Origin of the sequence: Rhodocaloribacter litoris (genome assembly GCF_011682235.2) — a bacterium.
Lineage (GTDB): Bacteria > Bacteroidota > Rhodothermia > Rhodothermales > ISCAR-4553 > Rhodocaloribacter > Rhodocaloribacter litoris.
Genome location: NZ_CP076718.1, coordinates 1,270,246 through 1,286,489, shown reverse-complemented (window position 1 = coordinate 1,286,489; position 16,244 = coordinate 1,270,246). Strand labels below are relative to the sequence as shown.

The following is a 16,244-nucleotide window of genomic DNA, read 5'->3' as shown; positions in this document are numbered from 1 at the left end:
GCACCGACGGACCGCTGGTAACGTCGAGCGGCCGGTCGACGCTACGGTGAGGTTCAAAGCGCAGAGGTATTACTTGAGTAGCGTCATCTTGCCGGCGCGGACCCAGGTGTTGTTCGGGCTGACGGCCTGCAGCCGGTAGAGGTAGGTGCCCGAGGCGAGGTTCGTCGCCTGGAGCTGGATCGAACGCCTGGCCCCCGCCTCAACCGTTTGCCCGGGCAGTGCCAGCACCTGGCGACCCAGCACGTCGAAGACCTGGATGGAGACTTCGGCCGTCTCGGGCAGGTCAAACAGGATCGTGGTGCCGGTGTTGAAGGGGTTCGGGAAGTTGCCCTTGAGGCTGAAGCGGGCCGGGATGTCGGTCGTTTCCCTTTCGCCGGCCGTGACGACCGTGCCGACGCGGACCTCCCCCGCGAGGGTGACGACCATCACGTTGGCACCCCGGGAGCCTTCACGCCCGACCGGCGGGTCGAGCAGCCCGTGGGCGATGGCCAGGACGGCTTCGCCATCGAGGCCGCTCAGATCGATTCGGGAGGCGAAGACCTGTTCCGTGGTACCGGTTTCCAGGAATTCGAGCGTGTACACCTGGGGGTCGAGCGAGCGATAATGGACGAGATCCTCGGTGAAGTCAAGGCCGGCGAGCACGAGCGGGCCCTGTCCGGACGAGCCCTGAAAGAGGCGTACGTCGACGGCCGGTGCATCGGAGACCCCGTGCACCAGGAGCAGGTCGACGCTCGTCGGGTCGGCGGCGCGCGTCCGCACGGCATCGGCCTGGAGCAGCCGGATGCTCCCGCCACCGTCGTCGAGGAGGAGCAGGGGGCTGGTCTGGCCTTCGGCCAGTTCGACGCGCCGGGTCAGGAGGGTGTCGGCCGCGCCGGTGCTGTTGCCCGGTGCCACGCCGATGTGGAACGTGGCCAGGGGGCCGGTGCTTCTGTTCGAGACGTCGAGTGCGAAGACCGGTGTGGCATGGCGATAGGCGAAGTCGTTCAGGGCCAGGTCGTCGCCGAGGTAGATGTCGATCTCGGCGAGGTCGGGGTGAGCGGCGGCGTGGATGACCTGGAGAAACGCCAGGCCGGGAACCTCTTCGATCCCGAAGCTGAAGAGCGCCCCCTGTGGCACGAGGCCCCCCTGCGTACCGGTTACCCGCACGAGCGGGTCCGTATCCGACGGGCCCGTGTTGAAGTTGTCGTAGGTGCCCTCTTGCAACGTCCACGGGTTGACCACGTCGCGGGCGAGGCGACGCACGATCCGGAGCGTGCGGACGTCGTCGTAGCCGGTGAATCCTTCCGCCAGGAACTCGAGGTTGAATGCCTGGGTGGTGCCGAAGCCCACCGAAGACGTGATCAGCCAGTAGAAGTCGGCCGTGCCGGAGATCACCTGCCCGTTCGTGTGGATCGGGAAGCCGACGAGCCCCTCCGGGCGCTGATCCACGTGACGCACCGTGATGGTGGCGCCCGTGATGGCCGGGTCGTCGTCCTCGAACGTGATGGCGGCCATCCGGTAAGCCGCCATGCTGCCGACCGGGTACTCGAAGCGGCCATTGCCCGCGGTAGCCGATCCCGGCGTGCCGGCCGGAACGAAGATGCTCACATTACCCACGACGTGGCTCTGCACACCCGCAGGCGGGTTGCGCGTGAAGCCCTGGGCGCTGGTGGGCGTCGGCAACAGGATGCGGTTGTTCGGGCCCGTGATGAACAGACCGCCGTTCAGATTGAGCACGGTGCCGACCGCGATGACGTCGGCACGGTGCGTGGCCAGCATGACGTACGGCTGGTTGCCCTCCGCATCCGGCGACTGGGCCAGCGTGATCGTATCCGCGGTCACGTCGCCGTTGAGGGTGAGTTGCTGGCGGAAGCCGTTGAACGTGATCGAGGTGGCGTTGAGCACGCCCGTGGTCAGCTCTACGTCCCCGGCGGCGACGAGCGCGCCGTGGAGCCTGCCGCCGAGGATGAGTTTGCCGGCCACGCTGATCGTGCCGCCATGGTAGTCCCCCTGGAGGATCACGTCTCCGGTCGCATTTACCGACACGATGCCGTTCGGCTCCGGGTCGTCGGGTGAACCGATGGCGGTGCCGGCGCCGACGGTCAGGTTTCCGCCGACATGGAGGGTGGAGGTGCGGTCGTTGCGCGTGTTGACCAGGGTCCCGGACGAGCCGGCACCGGCCGGTCCTGTGACAGTCGCTGCGCCGGTTACGGTCAGGTCGAAGCCGTTCAGATCGAAGAGGGGGGCGGTGCCGGTCATCGTTTCGGACCACGTCACCTCGAGCGAGGCCGCACGCCGGCCGGCGTGCAGCGTCAACGTGTGCCCCGCCCCGACGACCTGCAGGGCAATGGCGGGACCCTCCGGATATTCACCCGACTGGGTGACGATATCCCCACCGCTGACGTCGTAGACCAGCGTGTAGCTCGTCCCCTGAATGTTGGTGCCGTTTCCGGAGCCGTCTTCGGCGTCGGAGAGGCCGTTGCCGTTGTCGTCGTTGAGCGTACCCCGGGCTCGCAGCACCGTACCACCTTCTGCCATGGTGATGGTGTTGCTGTCGTTCGTGTTCAGGTTGCCCGAAAGCAGTTCGAGGGCGACGCCCACCGTGACGGCCTTGTCGAGCAGCACATGGCCGGTTCCGGGGTCGATGCGGAGCGTTCCGAGCCTCTCGGACGGCAGTTCGGTGTCCGTGGTGACGGGAGCGAGGTACCACACGTCGACGAGGCCGGTATCGGGGAAACGGGGAATCCTGGGGCGGGGCCCGGTGTTGTCCACGATCGTTCCCGGCCCGTTGCGCTTGATGACGGCACCCTCCGAGAACGAGATGTTGGTATTGGCGTCGGCAAAGAGGAGGTCGCTGTCGTTTTCCCCGAAGGTGAAGGTTCCGGACACGTTGAAGACCTCACTGCCCCGGTCGCCGTCGGCCGTCAGGTCGTTTTTCAGGTGGAGGTGAGGGATGTCGAGCCCGGCGGCAAAGGTCATCGTCTGGGCCGTACCGGCATCGAAGACGAGCCGCCCGCCGGTCGAAGCCAGGGTGCCGCCGTTGTAGTCGAACACGGTTCCGGAGCCGGAAAGCACCAGGTCGATGTTCCCCTGGTTGATCGTGCCGTTGTTGAGGGTCAATCGCGTGGCGACCGTAAGCCGGCCGGCCGGTCCGGTCAGGGTGAAGGTTTCCGTGCTGTTCTTTGTCAGGCCGGGGAGGGTGACGTCCTTGTTGAGGAGGGCCGTGACGGCTCCGTTGATGACGAACGTGCCGGCCGTCCCGTAGTTGTCGGCGGAAGCTTCGTAGTGCCAGGTGGTTCCCCGGTGGAAGAAGCTGTGGCCGTTGAGGTCCAGGTTGCCCGTGGTGTGGATGAGGGCGTTCGTGACGCCGGCGTTGCCCGTGAGCGTAACCGCCCCGGCCCCGGCCTGAATGACCAGGCGGGGGGGCAGGGTCATCAGGACGTCGCCGTCGAGGTTGTTGTTGAGGGTTCCTGCGTTGCGGTAGATGAAAGCCCCCGTGCCGCCATCCACGAAAGAAGCCGGGTCGTCCGAAGTCAGGGCCGTGTTGTACAGGTTGACGTCGAAGCTGGCATTGTTGAAGGTACCGCCGGTAAGGTTGAACACACCGGATGATACCTTTTCACCGATGTCGACCGCTGTCGTCAGCGTGACGTCTCCGCCGGTCTGGTTGTATCGGTCGATGTTTCCGGGGCTGGCCGGGTTGTCCGTCTCGGGGTCGAAGCCGAGGCTCACCCGGCCCGAGTTCACGTTCAGGTGGTGGAGATGGCGCAGGGTTTTGACCGTAAAGGTGGAGCCCGGCGGTGTGTTGATGGTCAGGGAACTGATGGTGCCGCCGCCGCCGAGCGAGCCCGAACCGGAGATGGTCATTCCCTGGTCGCCCGTGATGGTGCCGGCGACCAGGTGGGTTACGTTCGTGCCCGTCGAGGTCAGGGTGAATCCGTTCAGGTCGAGGGTGGCGGTGGCGGCAACGGTGAGGGAGCCGGCAAACGAATGGTTCGCATTGAGCAGGACCGAGAAGGGGCCCGTCGTTATGACGGAGACGTTACGGACGTTCGTGCCCGCCCAGATACCGAAAGGGATGGCGCTCACGGTGACGTCGGCAGTGAGCGTGCCGAAGTACTCGATGTCGTAGGCGATGCCCGATGCGTTGAAGGTTCCCTGTCCGGTCGGGTCGGTGAACCAGCCGCCGTCGCTGCCGTCGGGCCGGGCATCGGGCCCGACGGCATTCCCCAGATTCCGGCGGATCAGGGGCGTGCCGCCGGCGCTGGAGAGGTCGAAGTGCCGGCCATTGAGGTCGATGCCGCCCACCTGAAACGTCAGGATCCCGGACATCACCACGGCGTGGCCGGGGTCCGGATCGATCCGCACGTTGGCGGCATCCTCGACCTGAAGGATCTTGAGGTTGCCATAGAGCCCGTTGCCCCGCAGGCGCTGGTTGAGCAGGGTCGCTGCGCAGTTGCCGGCACCGGCCACCGTTTCCGTACAGCCGAAGACCACCGCCCCGTCGGGAGCGGCCGTGTACGAGCCGTCGTTGGTCATCACCGCGTTCTGGCCGGCGAGGCGGACGGCCCGGGTGCCGAGGTCCACGCTGGCTCCGGAGCCGATGGTGAAGCCCTGCTCGATGTCGAGCGAGCCGTCCTGGAGAACGACCCGGGTGCCCGGCTCCAGGACTTCGACGGTCCAGAGGATGAGGTTCGGACCGCCCTGAAGGGTCTGGGTTTGTCCTCCGGTGAAGCGCAGCGTGCCGTTGCCGCGGAGGACGGTGCCCCCGGTGCGGGTGAAGTGCCCCTTCAGGGTCAGGGTATGGGCCGTGGTGTTGAAGTTGAGCGTGCCGCCGGTCTGGGTGAGGTTGCCGTTGACGGTGATGCTGTCGTTCATCAGCAGCGTGCCGCTGTGCAGGTTCAGGTTGCCGCTGATGGTCGTCGCCGTTCCGGGGGTGTGCGTCAACTGGCCGCTGCTTCCGGCTGTCAGGTTGCCGGCGATGGTGAGGGGCGCGCCGGCGTTCAGGGTGAGCGTGCCGCTGCCGCTGGTCGAGACGTTGCCTCCAAAGGTGGTGGCCTCGATGGTGACCGTGCCGGCGGCCACGCTGGTGTTGCCGCCGATGGAGGGCCCGCTGACGGTCACCGAGCCGGCGTTCGTGATCGTGAGGTCACCGGTGATGCCGCTGGTCGTCTTGACGGTGTTGTTGCTGCCGGCACTGTCGATGGTCAGGCTGCCGGTGATCTCCAGCGCGTCGAGGGTGGCATGGCCGCCGGAGACGTACACGTTCGGCAGCCTGCCGCCCGTGCCGGGGTTGGCCCCGAGTGTTGCGGTTGCCTGGAGCTCCACCGTGCCGTTGCCGGTGATGTCCCCGTCGTTGTCGTAGAGCCGCCCCCCCGCCAGCGAGAGGGTGAACGTGTTGGTGTTGATCGTGGCGCCGGGGGGGTTGACCAGGTTGCCGGTCAGGAGCACGTCGCCCAGCAGGTTGAAGGTGCCGGCGTTGAGCAGATCGCCGCGGATGACCGAAGGCCCCCCGCCGACGTTGAAGGTGCCCGCGGCGACGTTGTTCGTCGTGACCAGCACCCGGTCTCCCTCGCCGGGATCGGTATTGGGGTTGTCGGTCAGCCGGCCCGTCGTGATCGTGCCGGTGCCGCCGTTCAGGATCGTCGCCGTAAAGTGGTCTCCGCCGGTGCCGTTGGCGGCGCCCTGGTGGTTGAACGTCGTGCTTGCCATCGAGATGGAACCCGTCGACAGGTTGGCAATGAGGTTACCGACGCTGCCGGTGGCATTGACGACGAGGCCACCGTTGAAGGCCAGGGTCCCCGGGCCGGTGTTGAGGATGGCCGCCGTCCCGCCCGAAGTCACGGTGAAGACCGACGCGAAGACGACATGGCCGGCACCGGTCAGTTGTAGCGTGCCGCCATCGCTCAGGGTATGGCTCTTGTTCGAAGTGTAAGTGCCGGCCGTGGTGCTGATCGTGACCGTGCCGGCCGCCAGGGCCGGCGGCAGTTCGGCGCCGGCTGTGGCCGATACACTGCCCGTGATGTTGATCGCCCGGTTGAGCGGGGCATAGGTGACGTTGCCGGCGATGAAGCTGCCGGCCGTGTTGCGGTTGATCGTCGTCACGAAGGCGTCGATCGTCACCGGCACCTGGATGTCCAGCGTGCCCGAGGTGATGGTGATCGTGTCGAGAAAGCCCCGGTTGCTCGGAAAGTTGACCGGGTCGTTGATCACCCCGTCGCCAAAGTATACCGTGGGATTGGTGGCCGTGCCGCCCCGAATGACGACGGTTTTGCCGGCACTCAGGTTGAGGGTAAAAACGTCTTCCGGGAAACGCAGCTCGTCGCTGCCCCCGAAGGTGTTGATCTCGAAGATCAGGTTCTTCGACCCCGAGAGCTGGATGCCGTCGTTGTCGTCTCCCTGGAAGTATTCGCCGGCGGCCGTTCGGACGACGCACCCATCGGGTGCATTTTTATAGGCGAACTCGAAGGATTGCCATGCCGTCGTTGAGGTGAGGCCGTCGTTGAGGTCCGAGCCGTCGGTGACGTTGAGCCAGCGCACGCAGGCCTGTCCGTAGGATGCCGTGCCGGCAAACATGGTGAGCAGGAGCACCAGACCGGACCGGGCCATGCAGGACAGCAATCTCATAAACGGTACGCCGGACAGGAGGCGGGGGCGGTGCGCCCCCCCGGATTTTGAGGTAACCCATTTTTTTGCCCCGACGGCACGCCAGGTTCCCATACGGGATGACTACACCAGCGCGAACGGCCATACCCAAGCCGCCGTATCCGGTCAGGACTGCGTTCGTGCGGAAACGTGAGAAAGTCCCGGGTCGTATGAGGAACGATTCCCGCGGGCTATTCCCCTATCCGAGATGAGATACCTTGCTACGATACTCCGGTGTGGCATCCTGGTCGGCTGCCTGAGCTGGCAACCTGCCACGACCCTGGCGCAGGAGCGGCGGCCCGTGCAGGTGGACGTCGACCACGCGGCCTTTGCCTACGACGACCGCCATGCGCTGATGGAAGTTTACCTGGCCTTTGCGGCACGCGACCTGACGTATCAGAGGGCGGAGGCCGGCTACAGCGCCCGGCTTCCGGTGGACCTCGCCTTGCTGCACAGTACCCTGCCCGGCCTGCCCGCCGCACCGGAAGCGCCCGTGTGGCAGGATTCTCTGACCCTGCAGTTCGTCGTGCCGGATACGAGCGCCCTCCTCACCGGCCAGCGCTTCGTGCACCAGCTCCGCACGGCGGTCCCACCCGGCGAATACACCCTGCGCGTCATCATCCCCGGCGACCCCGCCCGGCAGCGCGCCGAACTCACGCTGCAACGGGACGTCTTCATCCCCGACTTCTCGAACCCCGGCCTGGTCGGCCTCTCGGACCTGACCCTCGCTACCGCCATCGAACCCAGCCGGGACCGGGAAAACCCCTTCTACAAGAACGGCCTCGTCATCCGGCCCAATGCCAATCAACTCTTCGGCAGCAACCTCCGCCGGCTCTTCTATTACGGCGAGGTCTATAACCTGCCGGCCGTCCTCGGCGACGACGCCTCGTACACGGTGCTGGCCTACATCGCCGAGGCCAACCTGCCGCAGCCGCTGCCGGACTACCAGCAGCGCACACAGCGCCCGGTGCGCCATCCGGACGTGCTCGCCGGCTCCTTCGACATCAGCCGGCTGCCCAGCGGCTCGTACTTCCTCCGCATTGCCCTGCTCAACGAGGCCAATGAAGCCCTCGCCGAGCAGGCCCGCAAGTTTTTCGTCTACAATCCGGGCGTGGAGCGGGCCGGCCCCACCCTGGTGGAGACGGATTTCGAGAACAGCCAGTACGCGGCCATGAGCGAAGAGGAGGTCAGCCGTGCCTTCGCACACATCGACCTCATCGCGACCGAGCAGGAGCGCCGGCGTATGAAGGGCCTCCGAACACTGGAAGCCCGCCAGCGCTTTTTGATGGAGTTCTGGGACAAACGCGATCCCAACCCGAACACCACGGTCAACGAGTTCAAGGACGAGTTCTACCAGCGCCTCCAGTACGCCAACGACCGCTACACCTCCAGCCTGGCCGAAGGCTGGGAAACGGACCGCGGGCGCATCCTGATCAAATACGGCCTCCCCACCAACATCGAACCCCACCTGTTCGACCGGGGCGTCGCCCCGCACGAGATCTGGGTCTATAACAACATCCCCGGCGAAGGACAGGCGCAGTTCATCTTTGCCGACCGGAACGGCTTCGGGCAGTTCGAGCTGATTCATTCGACGGTCGCCGGGGAACGCCGGCTGGCCAACTGGCAGGAGGAACTCCGGCGGCAATGATCCCGATTCGATACCCGGTGCCGCTGTGATTTCGCTCGTTTTTTCACGGGTCGCCGCGGGGGTCCCGGCCTGCACCGTTTGTATCGTCCGGGACGATTTCGGATTTTCCCGCTCCGGTTGTCCGTCCTGTCATCCATCCGAGGACTTCGCATCATGGAGCGTGAGCCGACCTACATCGAACACCTGAACCGGCACGAGGGCGAGACCGTCACCCTGAAGGGCTGGCTGTATAATAAAAGGGCGTCGAAGGGCATCTTTTTCCTGATCCTGCGGGATGGCACCGGGCTGGTGCAGTGTGTGGTGACGCAGGATGCCGTGGACGAGGCCACCTGGCAGGCCGCCGACGAGGCCACGCAGGAGAGCGCCCTCGAAGTGACGGGGACCGTCCGCCGGGACGAGCGGCAGGTCGGCGGCTATGAGGTGCAGGCCACGACGGTCCGCCTGCTCCACCGGGCGGAGGACTATCCCATCACGCCGAAGGAGCACGGCATCGAGTTTCTGATGAACCACCGGCACCTCTGGCTCCGCAGCCGCCGCCCCTGGGCCACGCTCCGCATCCGCAACCGGATCATCATGGCGATCCACCGCTTCTTCCAGGAGCGCGGCTTCCTGCAGATGGACGCCCCCATCCTCACGGGCAACGCTGTCGAAGGCACCTCCACGCTGTTCGAGATCGACTACTTCGACCGCAAGGCCTACCTGACGCAGAGCGGGCAGCTCCACGGCGAGGCCATGGCGATGGCCTTCGGCAAGATCTACACGTTCGGCCCCACCTTCCGCGCCGAGAAGTCGAAGACGCGGCGGCACCTGACCGAGTTCTGGATGATCGAGCCGGAGATGGCCTTCTACGACCTCGACATGAACATGCAGCTGGCCGAGGACCTGATCGTCCACATCGTGCAGACGGTGCTGCGGGAGGCCCGGATGGAACTGGAGGTGCTCGGCCGCGACACGGCGCCGCTCGAGCGCGTGCGCCCGCCCTTCCCGCGCGTCGCCTACGACGAGGCCGTCGAGATCCTTCGCAGCGACGAGACGGCCCGCATGATCGAAGAGAAGATCGAGGCACTCAAGGAGGAAGAGACCGCGCTGAAGGCCGAGATGGAGGCCAACCGCAAGCGGTACGGTCAGGCGAAAAAGGCCGAGAAGCGCCGCATCGATGCCCGCGAGATCGAGATCCACCGCCGTCTGGCCGAGATCGAGGAGGATCTGCGCAACCTCCCGCAGTGGGCCGAGAGTGCCCGCAACTTTGCCTGGGGCAACGACTTCGGCGGCAGCGACGAGACGGTGCTCACCTGGCACTTCGACCGGCCCATCATCGTGCATCGCTTCCCCGCCGCCGTCAAGGCGTTCTACATGAAGCGCGATCCGGAGGACGACCGCCTGGCCCTTGGCATGGATGTGCTCGCGCCGGAGGGCTACGGCGAGATCATCGGGGGCGGCGAGCGGGCCACCGACCTGGCCTTCCTCGAACGACAGGTGCAGGAACACAACCTCCCGCCCGAGGTGTTCGACTGGTACTTCGACCTGCGCCGCTACGGCTCGGTGCCGCACAGCGGGTTCGGCCTAGGACTCGAACGCACGGTGGCCTGGATCTGCGGGCTGGCGCACCTGCGCGAGGCCATCCCCTTCCCGCGCCTCATCGATCGCCTCACGCCCTGAGGCCGGAGGACGACCACCGGCCCGGATAATATACCGGCGACGCCGGACGTTAAAGCGGTACCGGCGAGACCGGCATGGATCCCGCCGGTCATACCCCTGTCATCATCCTTATATTGAGGTAAACCCGATGGACTCGTTTCTTTCGCCGGGACGTTGCTTTTTTCTTTTCTTCCTCATGCTGGCCGTACTGGTCACGCCGCCCGCTATGGCACAGGAAAATCAGAGCCGCCGCACCGTGAACGTCAGCGGGGAAGGCGTGCTGCATGTACAACCCGACAAGGCCATCGTCCGCTTCGGGGTGGTCACGCGCGACATGGATCCCGAGGAGGCACGGCGGCGCAATGCGGAGGCGGCCGCTGCGGCCATGAACGCCGTCCGGGCCCTGGGCGTCGACGAGCGGAAGCTCCGCCTGGAGACGCTCAGCATCCAGCCGTATCGTGAATTCAACCCGGAGACCCGGCGCTACGAGGAGAAAGGGTTCGAGGCCGTCCGGGAGGTCGTGGTGGAACTGGAAGACCTGGACCGGCTGCCGGCGTTGATCGCCGACGTCGTCCGGCAGGGGGCCAACCGGCTCAACGGGGTGACCTACGACCTGCGCGACCGCGCGGCCGTGCGGAACGAGGCGCTGCGGATGGCCGTGATGAACGCCCGCGAAAAGGCCGCGCTGATGGCCAGCGCCCTCGGCGCGGAACTGGGGGAGGTGCTGCACATCAACGAGCAGAGCCTTGAGATCCCGCGCCCGGTCTTTCGCATGGAAGCCGCGGCAATGGCCAAGGATGCGGGCGAGGCGGTGCCGGAAGCCTATGCCTCCGGCGAGATCGAGGTGCGGGCGATGGTGCAGGTTGCGTTTGCCCTGAAATAGGGGACCGTGCCGTGGCGCAGAGAGGCACCTGAAACAAAAAGGGGCCGGAGTTTGACCTCCGGCCCCTTTTCTACGTGCACGACGGGCAGGATTAGAAGTCCATCCCGCCCATGCCGCCCATGTCGGGAGCGGCCGATGCCTTCTCCTTCTCCGGCTTGTCGGCCACGATGGACTCGGTCGTCAGCAGCAGCCCCGCCACCGACGCCGCGTTCTCCAGCGCCGTACGCGTCACCTTCGTCGGGTCGATCACGCCCTGCTTCAGCAGCGAGCCGTACTCCTCCGTGCGGGCGTTGAAGCCGAAGTCGCCCTCGCCTTCCTTCACCCGCTGCACCACGATCGAACCCTCCAGACCCGCGTTCGCCGCAATCTGGCGCAGCGGCTCCTCCAGCGCCCGGCGCACGATCGAGACCCCGATCGACTGGTCCTCGTTCTCCACCTCGAGCTCCTCCAGCACCGGGAGCGAACGGATGTAGGCCACACCCCCGCCGGGCACGATCCCTTCCTCGATCGCCGCCCGCGTCGCGTGCAGCGCATCCTCCACGCGCGCCTTCTTCTCCTTCATCTCCGGCTCCGTCGCGGCTCCGATCTTCAGCACCGCCACCCCGCCGGAGAGCTTCGCCAGACGCTCCTGCAGCTTCTCCCGGTCATAGTCCGACGTCGTCGTCTCGATCTGCTGCTTGATCTGGTTCGCCCGCGCCTTGATCTGATCCGGGCTCCCGGCCCCGTCCACGATCGTCGTGTTGTCCTTGTCGATGACGATCCGCTTGGCGCGGCCCAGGTAGTCCAGCGTCGTGTTCTCGAGCCGGTATCCCTTCTCCTCCGAGACCACCGTGCCGCCCGTCAGGATCGCGATGTCCTCCAGCATCGCCTTGCGACGGTCGCCGAAGCCCGGCGCCTTCACCGCCGCCACGCGCAGCGTACCCCGCAGCTTGTTCACCACCAGCGTCGCCAGCGCCTCGCCCTCGACGTCCTCGGCGATGATCAGCAGCGGACGGCTCATCTGCGCCACCTTCTCCAGGATCGGCAGCAGATCCTTCATCGAGGAGATCTTCTTGTCGTGGATCAGGATGTAGGCGTCCTCGAGCACGGCCTCCATCTTCTCGGCGTCGGTGACGAAGTAGGGCGAGAGGTAGCCCCGGTCGAACTGCATCCCCTCGACCACCTCGAGCGTCGTCTCGGTGCCGCGGGCCTCCTCGACCGTGATGACCCCTTCCTTGCCCACGCGCTCGAAGGCCTCGGCGATGAGCTCCCCGATGGCCGTGTCGTTGTTGGCCGAGATCGTGGCCACCTGCGCGATCTCCTGCTTGCCCTCGATCTCACGGCTGAGCGCACGCAGGCGCTCGACCACCTGCTCGACGGCCTTGTCGATGCCGCGCTTGAGGTCCATCGGGTTGGCCCCGGCCGTGACGTTCTTCAGCCCGGCCGACATGATCGCCTGCGCCAGCACCGTGGCCGTGGTGGTGCCGTCGCCGGCCACGTCGCTCGTCTTCGAGGCGACCTCCTTGACCATCTGCGCCCCGACGTTCTCGAGCTTGTCCTCGAGTTCGATCTCCTTGGCGACGGTGACGCCGTCCTTCGTCACGGTCGGCGCACCGAACTTCTTCTCGATGATCACGTTGCGGCCCTTCGGACCGAGGGTAACCTTGACGGCGTTGGCCAGCGTGTCGACGCCGCGCTTGAGCGCCGCACGCGCCTCCGCGTTGAAAATGATCTGCTTCGCCATAGTTTCGCTTTTTGTTGGGTTCGAAAAAAGGTTGTAAATGGCCGCTACCGGCCACAAAAAACCCGCTCACGGCGCCGGGCCGGGCGGGGATGCTACTTATTCTTCGATGACACCGAGGATGTCGGTCTCGCGCATGATGAGGTACTCTTCGTCGCCGAGGCGGACTTCGGTGCCGGCGTACTTGCCGTAGAGGACCGTGTCGCCTTCCTTGACGGTCATGTCGATCTTGGTGCCGTTTTCGACGCGTCCGGGGCCGACGGCGACGACGGTGCCGCGCTGGGGTTTCTCCTTGGCGGTGTCGGGGATGTAGAGCCCGCTGGAGGTTTTCTCCTCGGCCGGTTCGGGTTTGACGACCACGCGGTCGCCCAGCGGTTTGATGGACATAGGGTTACCTCCTCTTGAATGGGATTGACGCGTAAGGCAGAAAGGAAAACTGTTAGCACTCTGATGCGGAGAGTGCTAAAATGCATGCGAAAAAAAGCGGCGTGCACCGAAGGAGACGCCGCCGCGTATAACCGGCCATGGCGGGCGGCTGTTCCGCCCGGCAAGGTCCCGAACTGCCGTTTACGTACTGCCCGGGGCCAGCCTGTGATTAATTTTAGATGAACGGAGTGCATCGAACACCCATGTCTTTCTCCACACCCCGGAACGATGGGACTTTCGCTGCCGGCATGCCGGTGTCCCGGGGGGGCTGGATGCTGGCCCTGGGCGTCACCGGGGGGCTCGTCCTGCTGGCGACGCTGCCGCCGTTTGTGGGGCCGGAAACCCGCTCGCTGCTGATGACGGCTTTTTCCGCCGTCTGCCACCAGCTGCCCGGTCGTTCGCCGCATGTGGATGGGGTGGCGCTGGCCGTGTGTCACCGCTGTTACGGGATCCTGTGGGGTATGCTGCTGGCTGCACCGGGCTTTTTCCTGTTCCGGCGGTGGGATTCGTTGCTCTACAGGCACGCCCTGCCGGTGCTGGCCGTCGCGCTGGTTCCTGCCGGGATGGACTGGCTTGCCGGGGTGCTGGGAGTCTGGCAGAACACCCCCGTCAGTCGCCTGGCAACCGGGTTGCTGTTCGGGATCGTGGCGGGTTACTACGTGACGCGCGGAGCCGTCGCGGTGTCGGGCCGGCGGGTGGGATCGGCCGCCGCAACGGGGAAGGCCGCCGAATAGCAGCGGGCCGTGTGTGTCGTTCCTTTCCTTTTCGCCCTGTAGGTTCTAATTTCGCAACCCGAAGAGGCAGGGGACCGTCGAGGGAGGCGAGGGTACGGGGGGTGTGCGTGACCGCTGCGCGCCGGGGCGAAAGGCTACGCCGCAGGACGTTTCGTGTGCCTGCCCGCGCCGTTTTCATCACCAGAGAGTTTATGCTACGGAGGAACCATGCCAAGTAAAAACCAGTCGATTTTGCTGGGTGGGCTGGTCGTGGGGCTGCTCAGCACCTCATACCTGGGACTCATCAACATGCTCTGCTGTGCCGGCGTGCTCATCGGGGCGGTCGTGGCCGTATGGCATTACACGAGCACGTACGAACTGACCATACCGGCCGGCGAAGGCGCCACGATCGGCGCGCTGGCGGCCCTCATAGGGGGACTCATCTCGCTGGTGCTGAACTTCGTGCTGATGAAGATCGGGATCCGGCACGATCTGGTCATTTCGCAGTTCATGCTGGAGCGCTTTGGAGAGGGGATGCCGCCCGAGCAGTACGAGCAGATCCGGGAGCAGATGAGCCAGCCCGTCACACTCGGCTCGTACCTCAAGCAGGCGTGGTACGGTGCCGTGCTCATCGTCACGGCCATCTTTGGTGCAATCGGCGGGGTGCTCGGCGCCGTGCTGTTCAAGAAAGGGGGGGAAGCGCCGGAGGGGGCGGCGATGTAGGCCGGGCGGCCGTGGTCCGTTCTGTCGCCCGGCTACCTTCCGGGCCGTCGCAGGGACAGCGGCGGGTCGAGGATTTCCTTGAGCAGAACCGCCTCGCGGAGGGTGTCCCGCTCACGCAGGCGGTGGCGAAGTCGCTGGGCCGGTGTCGGGCCGCCGGCGGCTGCCGACTCCGCCGGGACGGCGTCCCGCGTGTCGGGGAGGCGGTCTGACGGCGGTGCGGCGGGTTCACGTGGGCGGGTGGGCACCCGGGGGGCCCCCCATGCTTCCTGCTCGACGGGAACCCACTCCGGCCGCGACGACGGCTCACGGGCAGGGGGAGGTTCCGGAGCGGGCGGTGCCTCAACCCCCAGCGCCTCACGGATTTCACGCAGGGCCTCCTGCAGGTTGCGGTCGAGGTCGTCCCCGGCTTCGGCCGGCGCGTCGGCGTCCGGGGCAGGCGCCGGCCGCGGACGCGGCTTTTTGCCGCCCACCAGCTGGTACAGCACATAGAGACCCAGCAGGATCAACCAGAACAGGGTTTCGAAGTCCATGCGTTCGGCGGGTTGGTACGGGTTGCGGGGGTGACGCTCCGGGAGGCGATCCGGTCTATGGCCCCGGGTTTGCCTTCTTCTCGGGTTTTCGTGGCAGAGAGAACCTTGGCTGGCGGCCTGCACGAGGCGATCGCCCTCGCCCGCAGATGCGTGCCCGTACGCACCACGCAGGCGCCTGCCCCGACGCCCGTAAAAGGGCAACGGTATTCCACCCGGGGTTCACCCTGTGTCAAAGAGAGAGGGGGTGTGTTTTGTTTCCAGCAGCCGCTCGATCAGGCGGCGATTGGCGCGGGGGAAGGCATAGTCTTTCAGCTCCGCGACGGGCACCCACCGGACCGGCTCCCCGTTCTGCGAGGCCGGCGTGCCCGTGCCGAGGCGGCACCGGAAGGCGTGCAGGGTGATGCGAAAGTGGGTGTAGGCGTGCGAGAGCCGGTGAAAGGGTGCCTCGACTTCGACCTCGATGCCCAGTTCTTCGTACAGCTCGCGCCGGCAGGTTGCTTCCAGAGGCTCACCCGGCCGGCGTTTGCCACCCGGAAACTCCCACAGCCCGCCGAGTAGCCCGTCGGGGGGGCGTCGCTGGATAAGGACGCGTCCCTGCTCGTCGAACACCAGCCCGACGGCGACGTCGTGGTGCGGCAACGGGGCTTTTTTGGTCGTGACGGGATACGCTTCGGGCCGGTCTTCGGCGAAGGCGCCGCACACCGGGCGGAGCGGGCAGGCCGGGCACCGGGGACCGGCGGGCGTGCAGACCGTGGCGCCGAGCTCCATCATCGCCTCGTTGAACGGGCCGGGGCGTTCGGGGTCGAGGAGGTCGTCGGCCCTTGCCTGGAGCCGCCGGCGGGTGGCGGCGGCTTTCACGTCGTCGCCGACGGTGAAGACGCGGGCCAGCACCCGGGCGACGTTGCCGTCGAGCACGGCGTGCGGCTTCTCGTAGGCGAGCGAGAGGACGGCCGCCGCCGTGTAGGGCCCGACGCCGGGCAGCCGCCGGGCCTCGGCGTAGGTTGCCGGGAAGCGACCGCCGAAGTCGTCGACGATCATGCGGGCGGCCCGGTGCAGGCTCCGGGCCCGCGCATAGTAGCCCAGTCCCTCCCAGAGCCGGAGCACCTCGTCGAGGTCGGCCGCGGCCAGGGCTTCCACGGTCGGAAAGGCGTCCAGGAAACGCTGATAATAGGGCACGGCCTGATCCACCCGGGTCTGTTGCAGCATGACCTCGGACAGCCAGATGCGGTACGGATCGTGCGTGTGCCGCCAGGGCAGATCCCGCGCGGCAGCGGCAAACCAGCCGATCAGGTCGCGGCGAAACGCGGTGCGATGGGCCTCGGTTACGGGTTGCAAGCTT

At 66.4% G+C, this 16,244-nt stretch carries 10 protein-coding genes; 5 read left to right on the top strand and 5 right to left on the bottom strand.

Annotated features, from left to right (window positions below):
• Window positions 1-69: 69 nt before the first annotated feature.
• Window positions 70-6,606 carry a DUF4397 domain-containing protein gene (locus GQ464_RS05340; RefSeq protein WP_166977491.1) on the bottom strand — a complete coding sequence of 2,179 codons (6,537 nt, stop codon included), beginning with the start codon at window positions 6,604-6,606 and terminating at the stop codon, window positions 70-72.
• 226 nt (window positions 6,607-6,832) lie between these two features.
• Between GQ464_RS05340 and GQ464_RS05335 the strand changes: the two genes are divergently transcribed.
• From GQ464_RS05335 to GQ464_RS05325, 3 genes are all read left to right on the top strand, one after another.
• On the top strand, window positions 6,833-8,272 hold the full coding sequence (locus GQ464_RS05335) for a GWxTD domain-containing protein (RefSeq protein ID WP_228350628.1): 1,440 nt from the start codon (window positions 6,833-6,835) through the stop codon (window positions 8,270-8,272).
• A gap of 153 nt (window positions 8,273-8,425) precedes the next feature.
• Window positions 8,426-9,931, top strand: a complete 1,506-nt coding sequence (locus tag GQ464_RS05330; protein WP_166977493.1) for an asparagine--tRNA ligase — start codon at window positions 8,426-8,428, stop codon at window positions 9,929-9,931.
• A 175-nt stretch (window positions 9,932-10,106) separates the two neighbouring features.
• On the top strand, window positions 10,107-10,793 hold the full coding sequence (locus GQ464_RS05325; RefSeq protein ID WP_228350627.1) for an SIMPL domain-containing protein: 687 nt from the start codon (window positions 10,107-10,109) through the stop codon (window positions 10,791-10,793).
• Window positions 10,794-10,884: 91 nt separating this feature from the next.
• On the opposite strand, the gene groL is transcribed toward GQ464_RS05325, so the two are convergent.
• Together groL and groES are read right to left on the bottom strand one after the other, a co-directional pair.
• A complete protein-coding gene (gene groL, locus GQ464_RS05320) occupies window positions 10,885-12,516 on the bottom strand; it encodes a chaperonin GroEL (RefSeq protein WP_228350626.1) in 1,632 nt (543 codons plus the stop codon).
• A 96-nt stretch (window positions 12,517-12,612) separates the two neighbouring features.
• Window positions 12,613-12,900 (bottom strand): co-chaperone GroES, encoded by a 288-nt coding sequence (groES, locus tag GQ464_RS05315; protein WP_228350625.1) that lies wholly within the window; start codon window positions 12,898-12,900, stop codon window positions 12,613-12,615.
• 287 nt (window positions 12,901-13,187) lie between these two features.
• On the opposite strand from groES, the gene GQ464_RS05310 reads away from it, so the two are divergent.
• Entirely contained in the window at window positions 13,188-13,673 is a 486-nt protein-coding gene (locus tag GQ464_RS05310) for a DUF2085 domain-containing protein (RefSeq protein WP_166979848.1), read from the top strand.
• Between the two features lie 207 nt (window positions 13,674-13,880).
• Window positions 13,881-14,375, top strand: a complete 495-nt coding sequence (locus GQ464_RS05305) for a DUF4199 family protein (RefSeq protein WP_166979836.1) — start codon at window positions 13,881-13,883, stop codon at window positions 14,373-14,375.
• Window positions 14,376-14,407: 32 nt separating this feature from the next.
• Here the strand turns inward: GQ464_RS05305 and GQ464_RS05300 are convergent, their stop codons facing one another.
• Together GQ464_RS05300 and mutY are read right to left on the bottom strand one after the other, a co-directional pair.
• Window positions 14,408-14,905 (bottom strand): hypothetical protein, encoded by a 498-nt coding sequence (locus GQ464_RS05300; RefSeq protein WP_166979834.1) that lies wholly within the window; start codon window positions 14,903-14,905, stop codon window positions 14,408-14,410.
• 219 nt (window positions 14,906-15,124) lie between these two features.
• Window positions 15,125-16,240, bottom strand: coding sequence for an A/G-specific adenine glycosylase (mutY, locus tag GQ464_RS05295; protein WP_228350624.1), 1,116 nt, complete (start codon window positions 16,238-16,240; stop codon window positions 15,125-15,127).
• Between the last annotated feature and the right edge of the window lie 4 nt (window positions 16,241-16,244).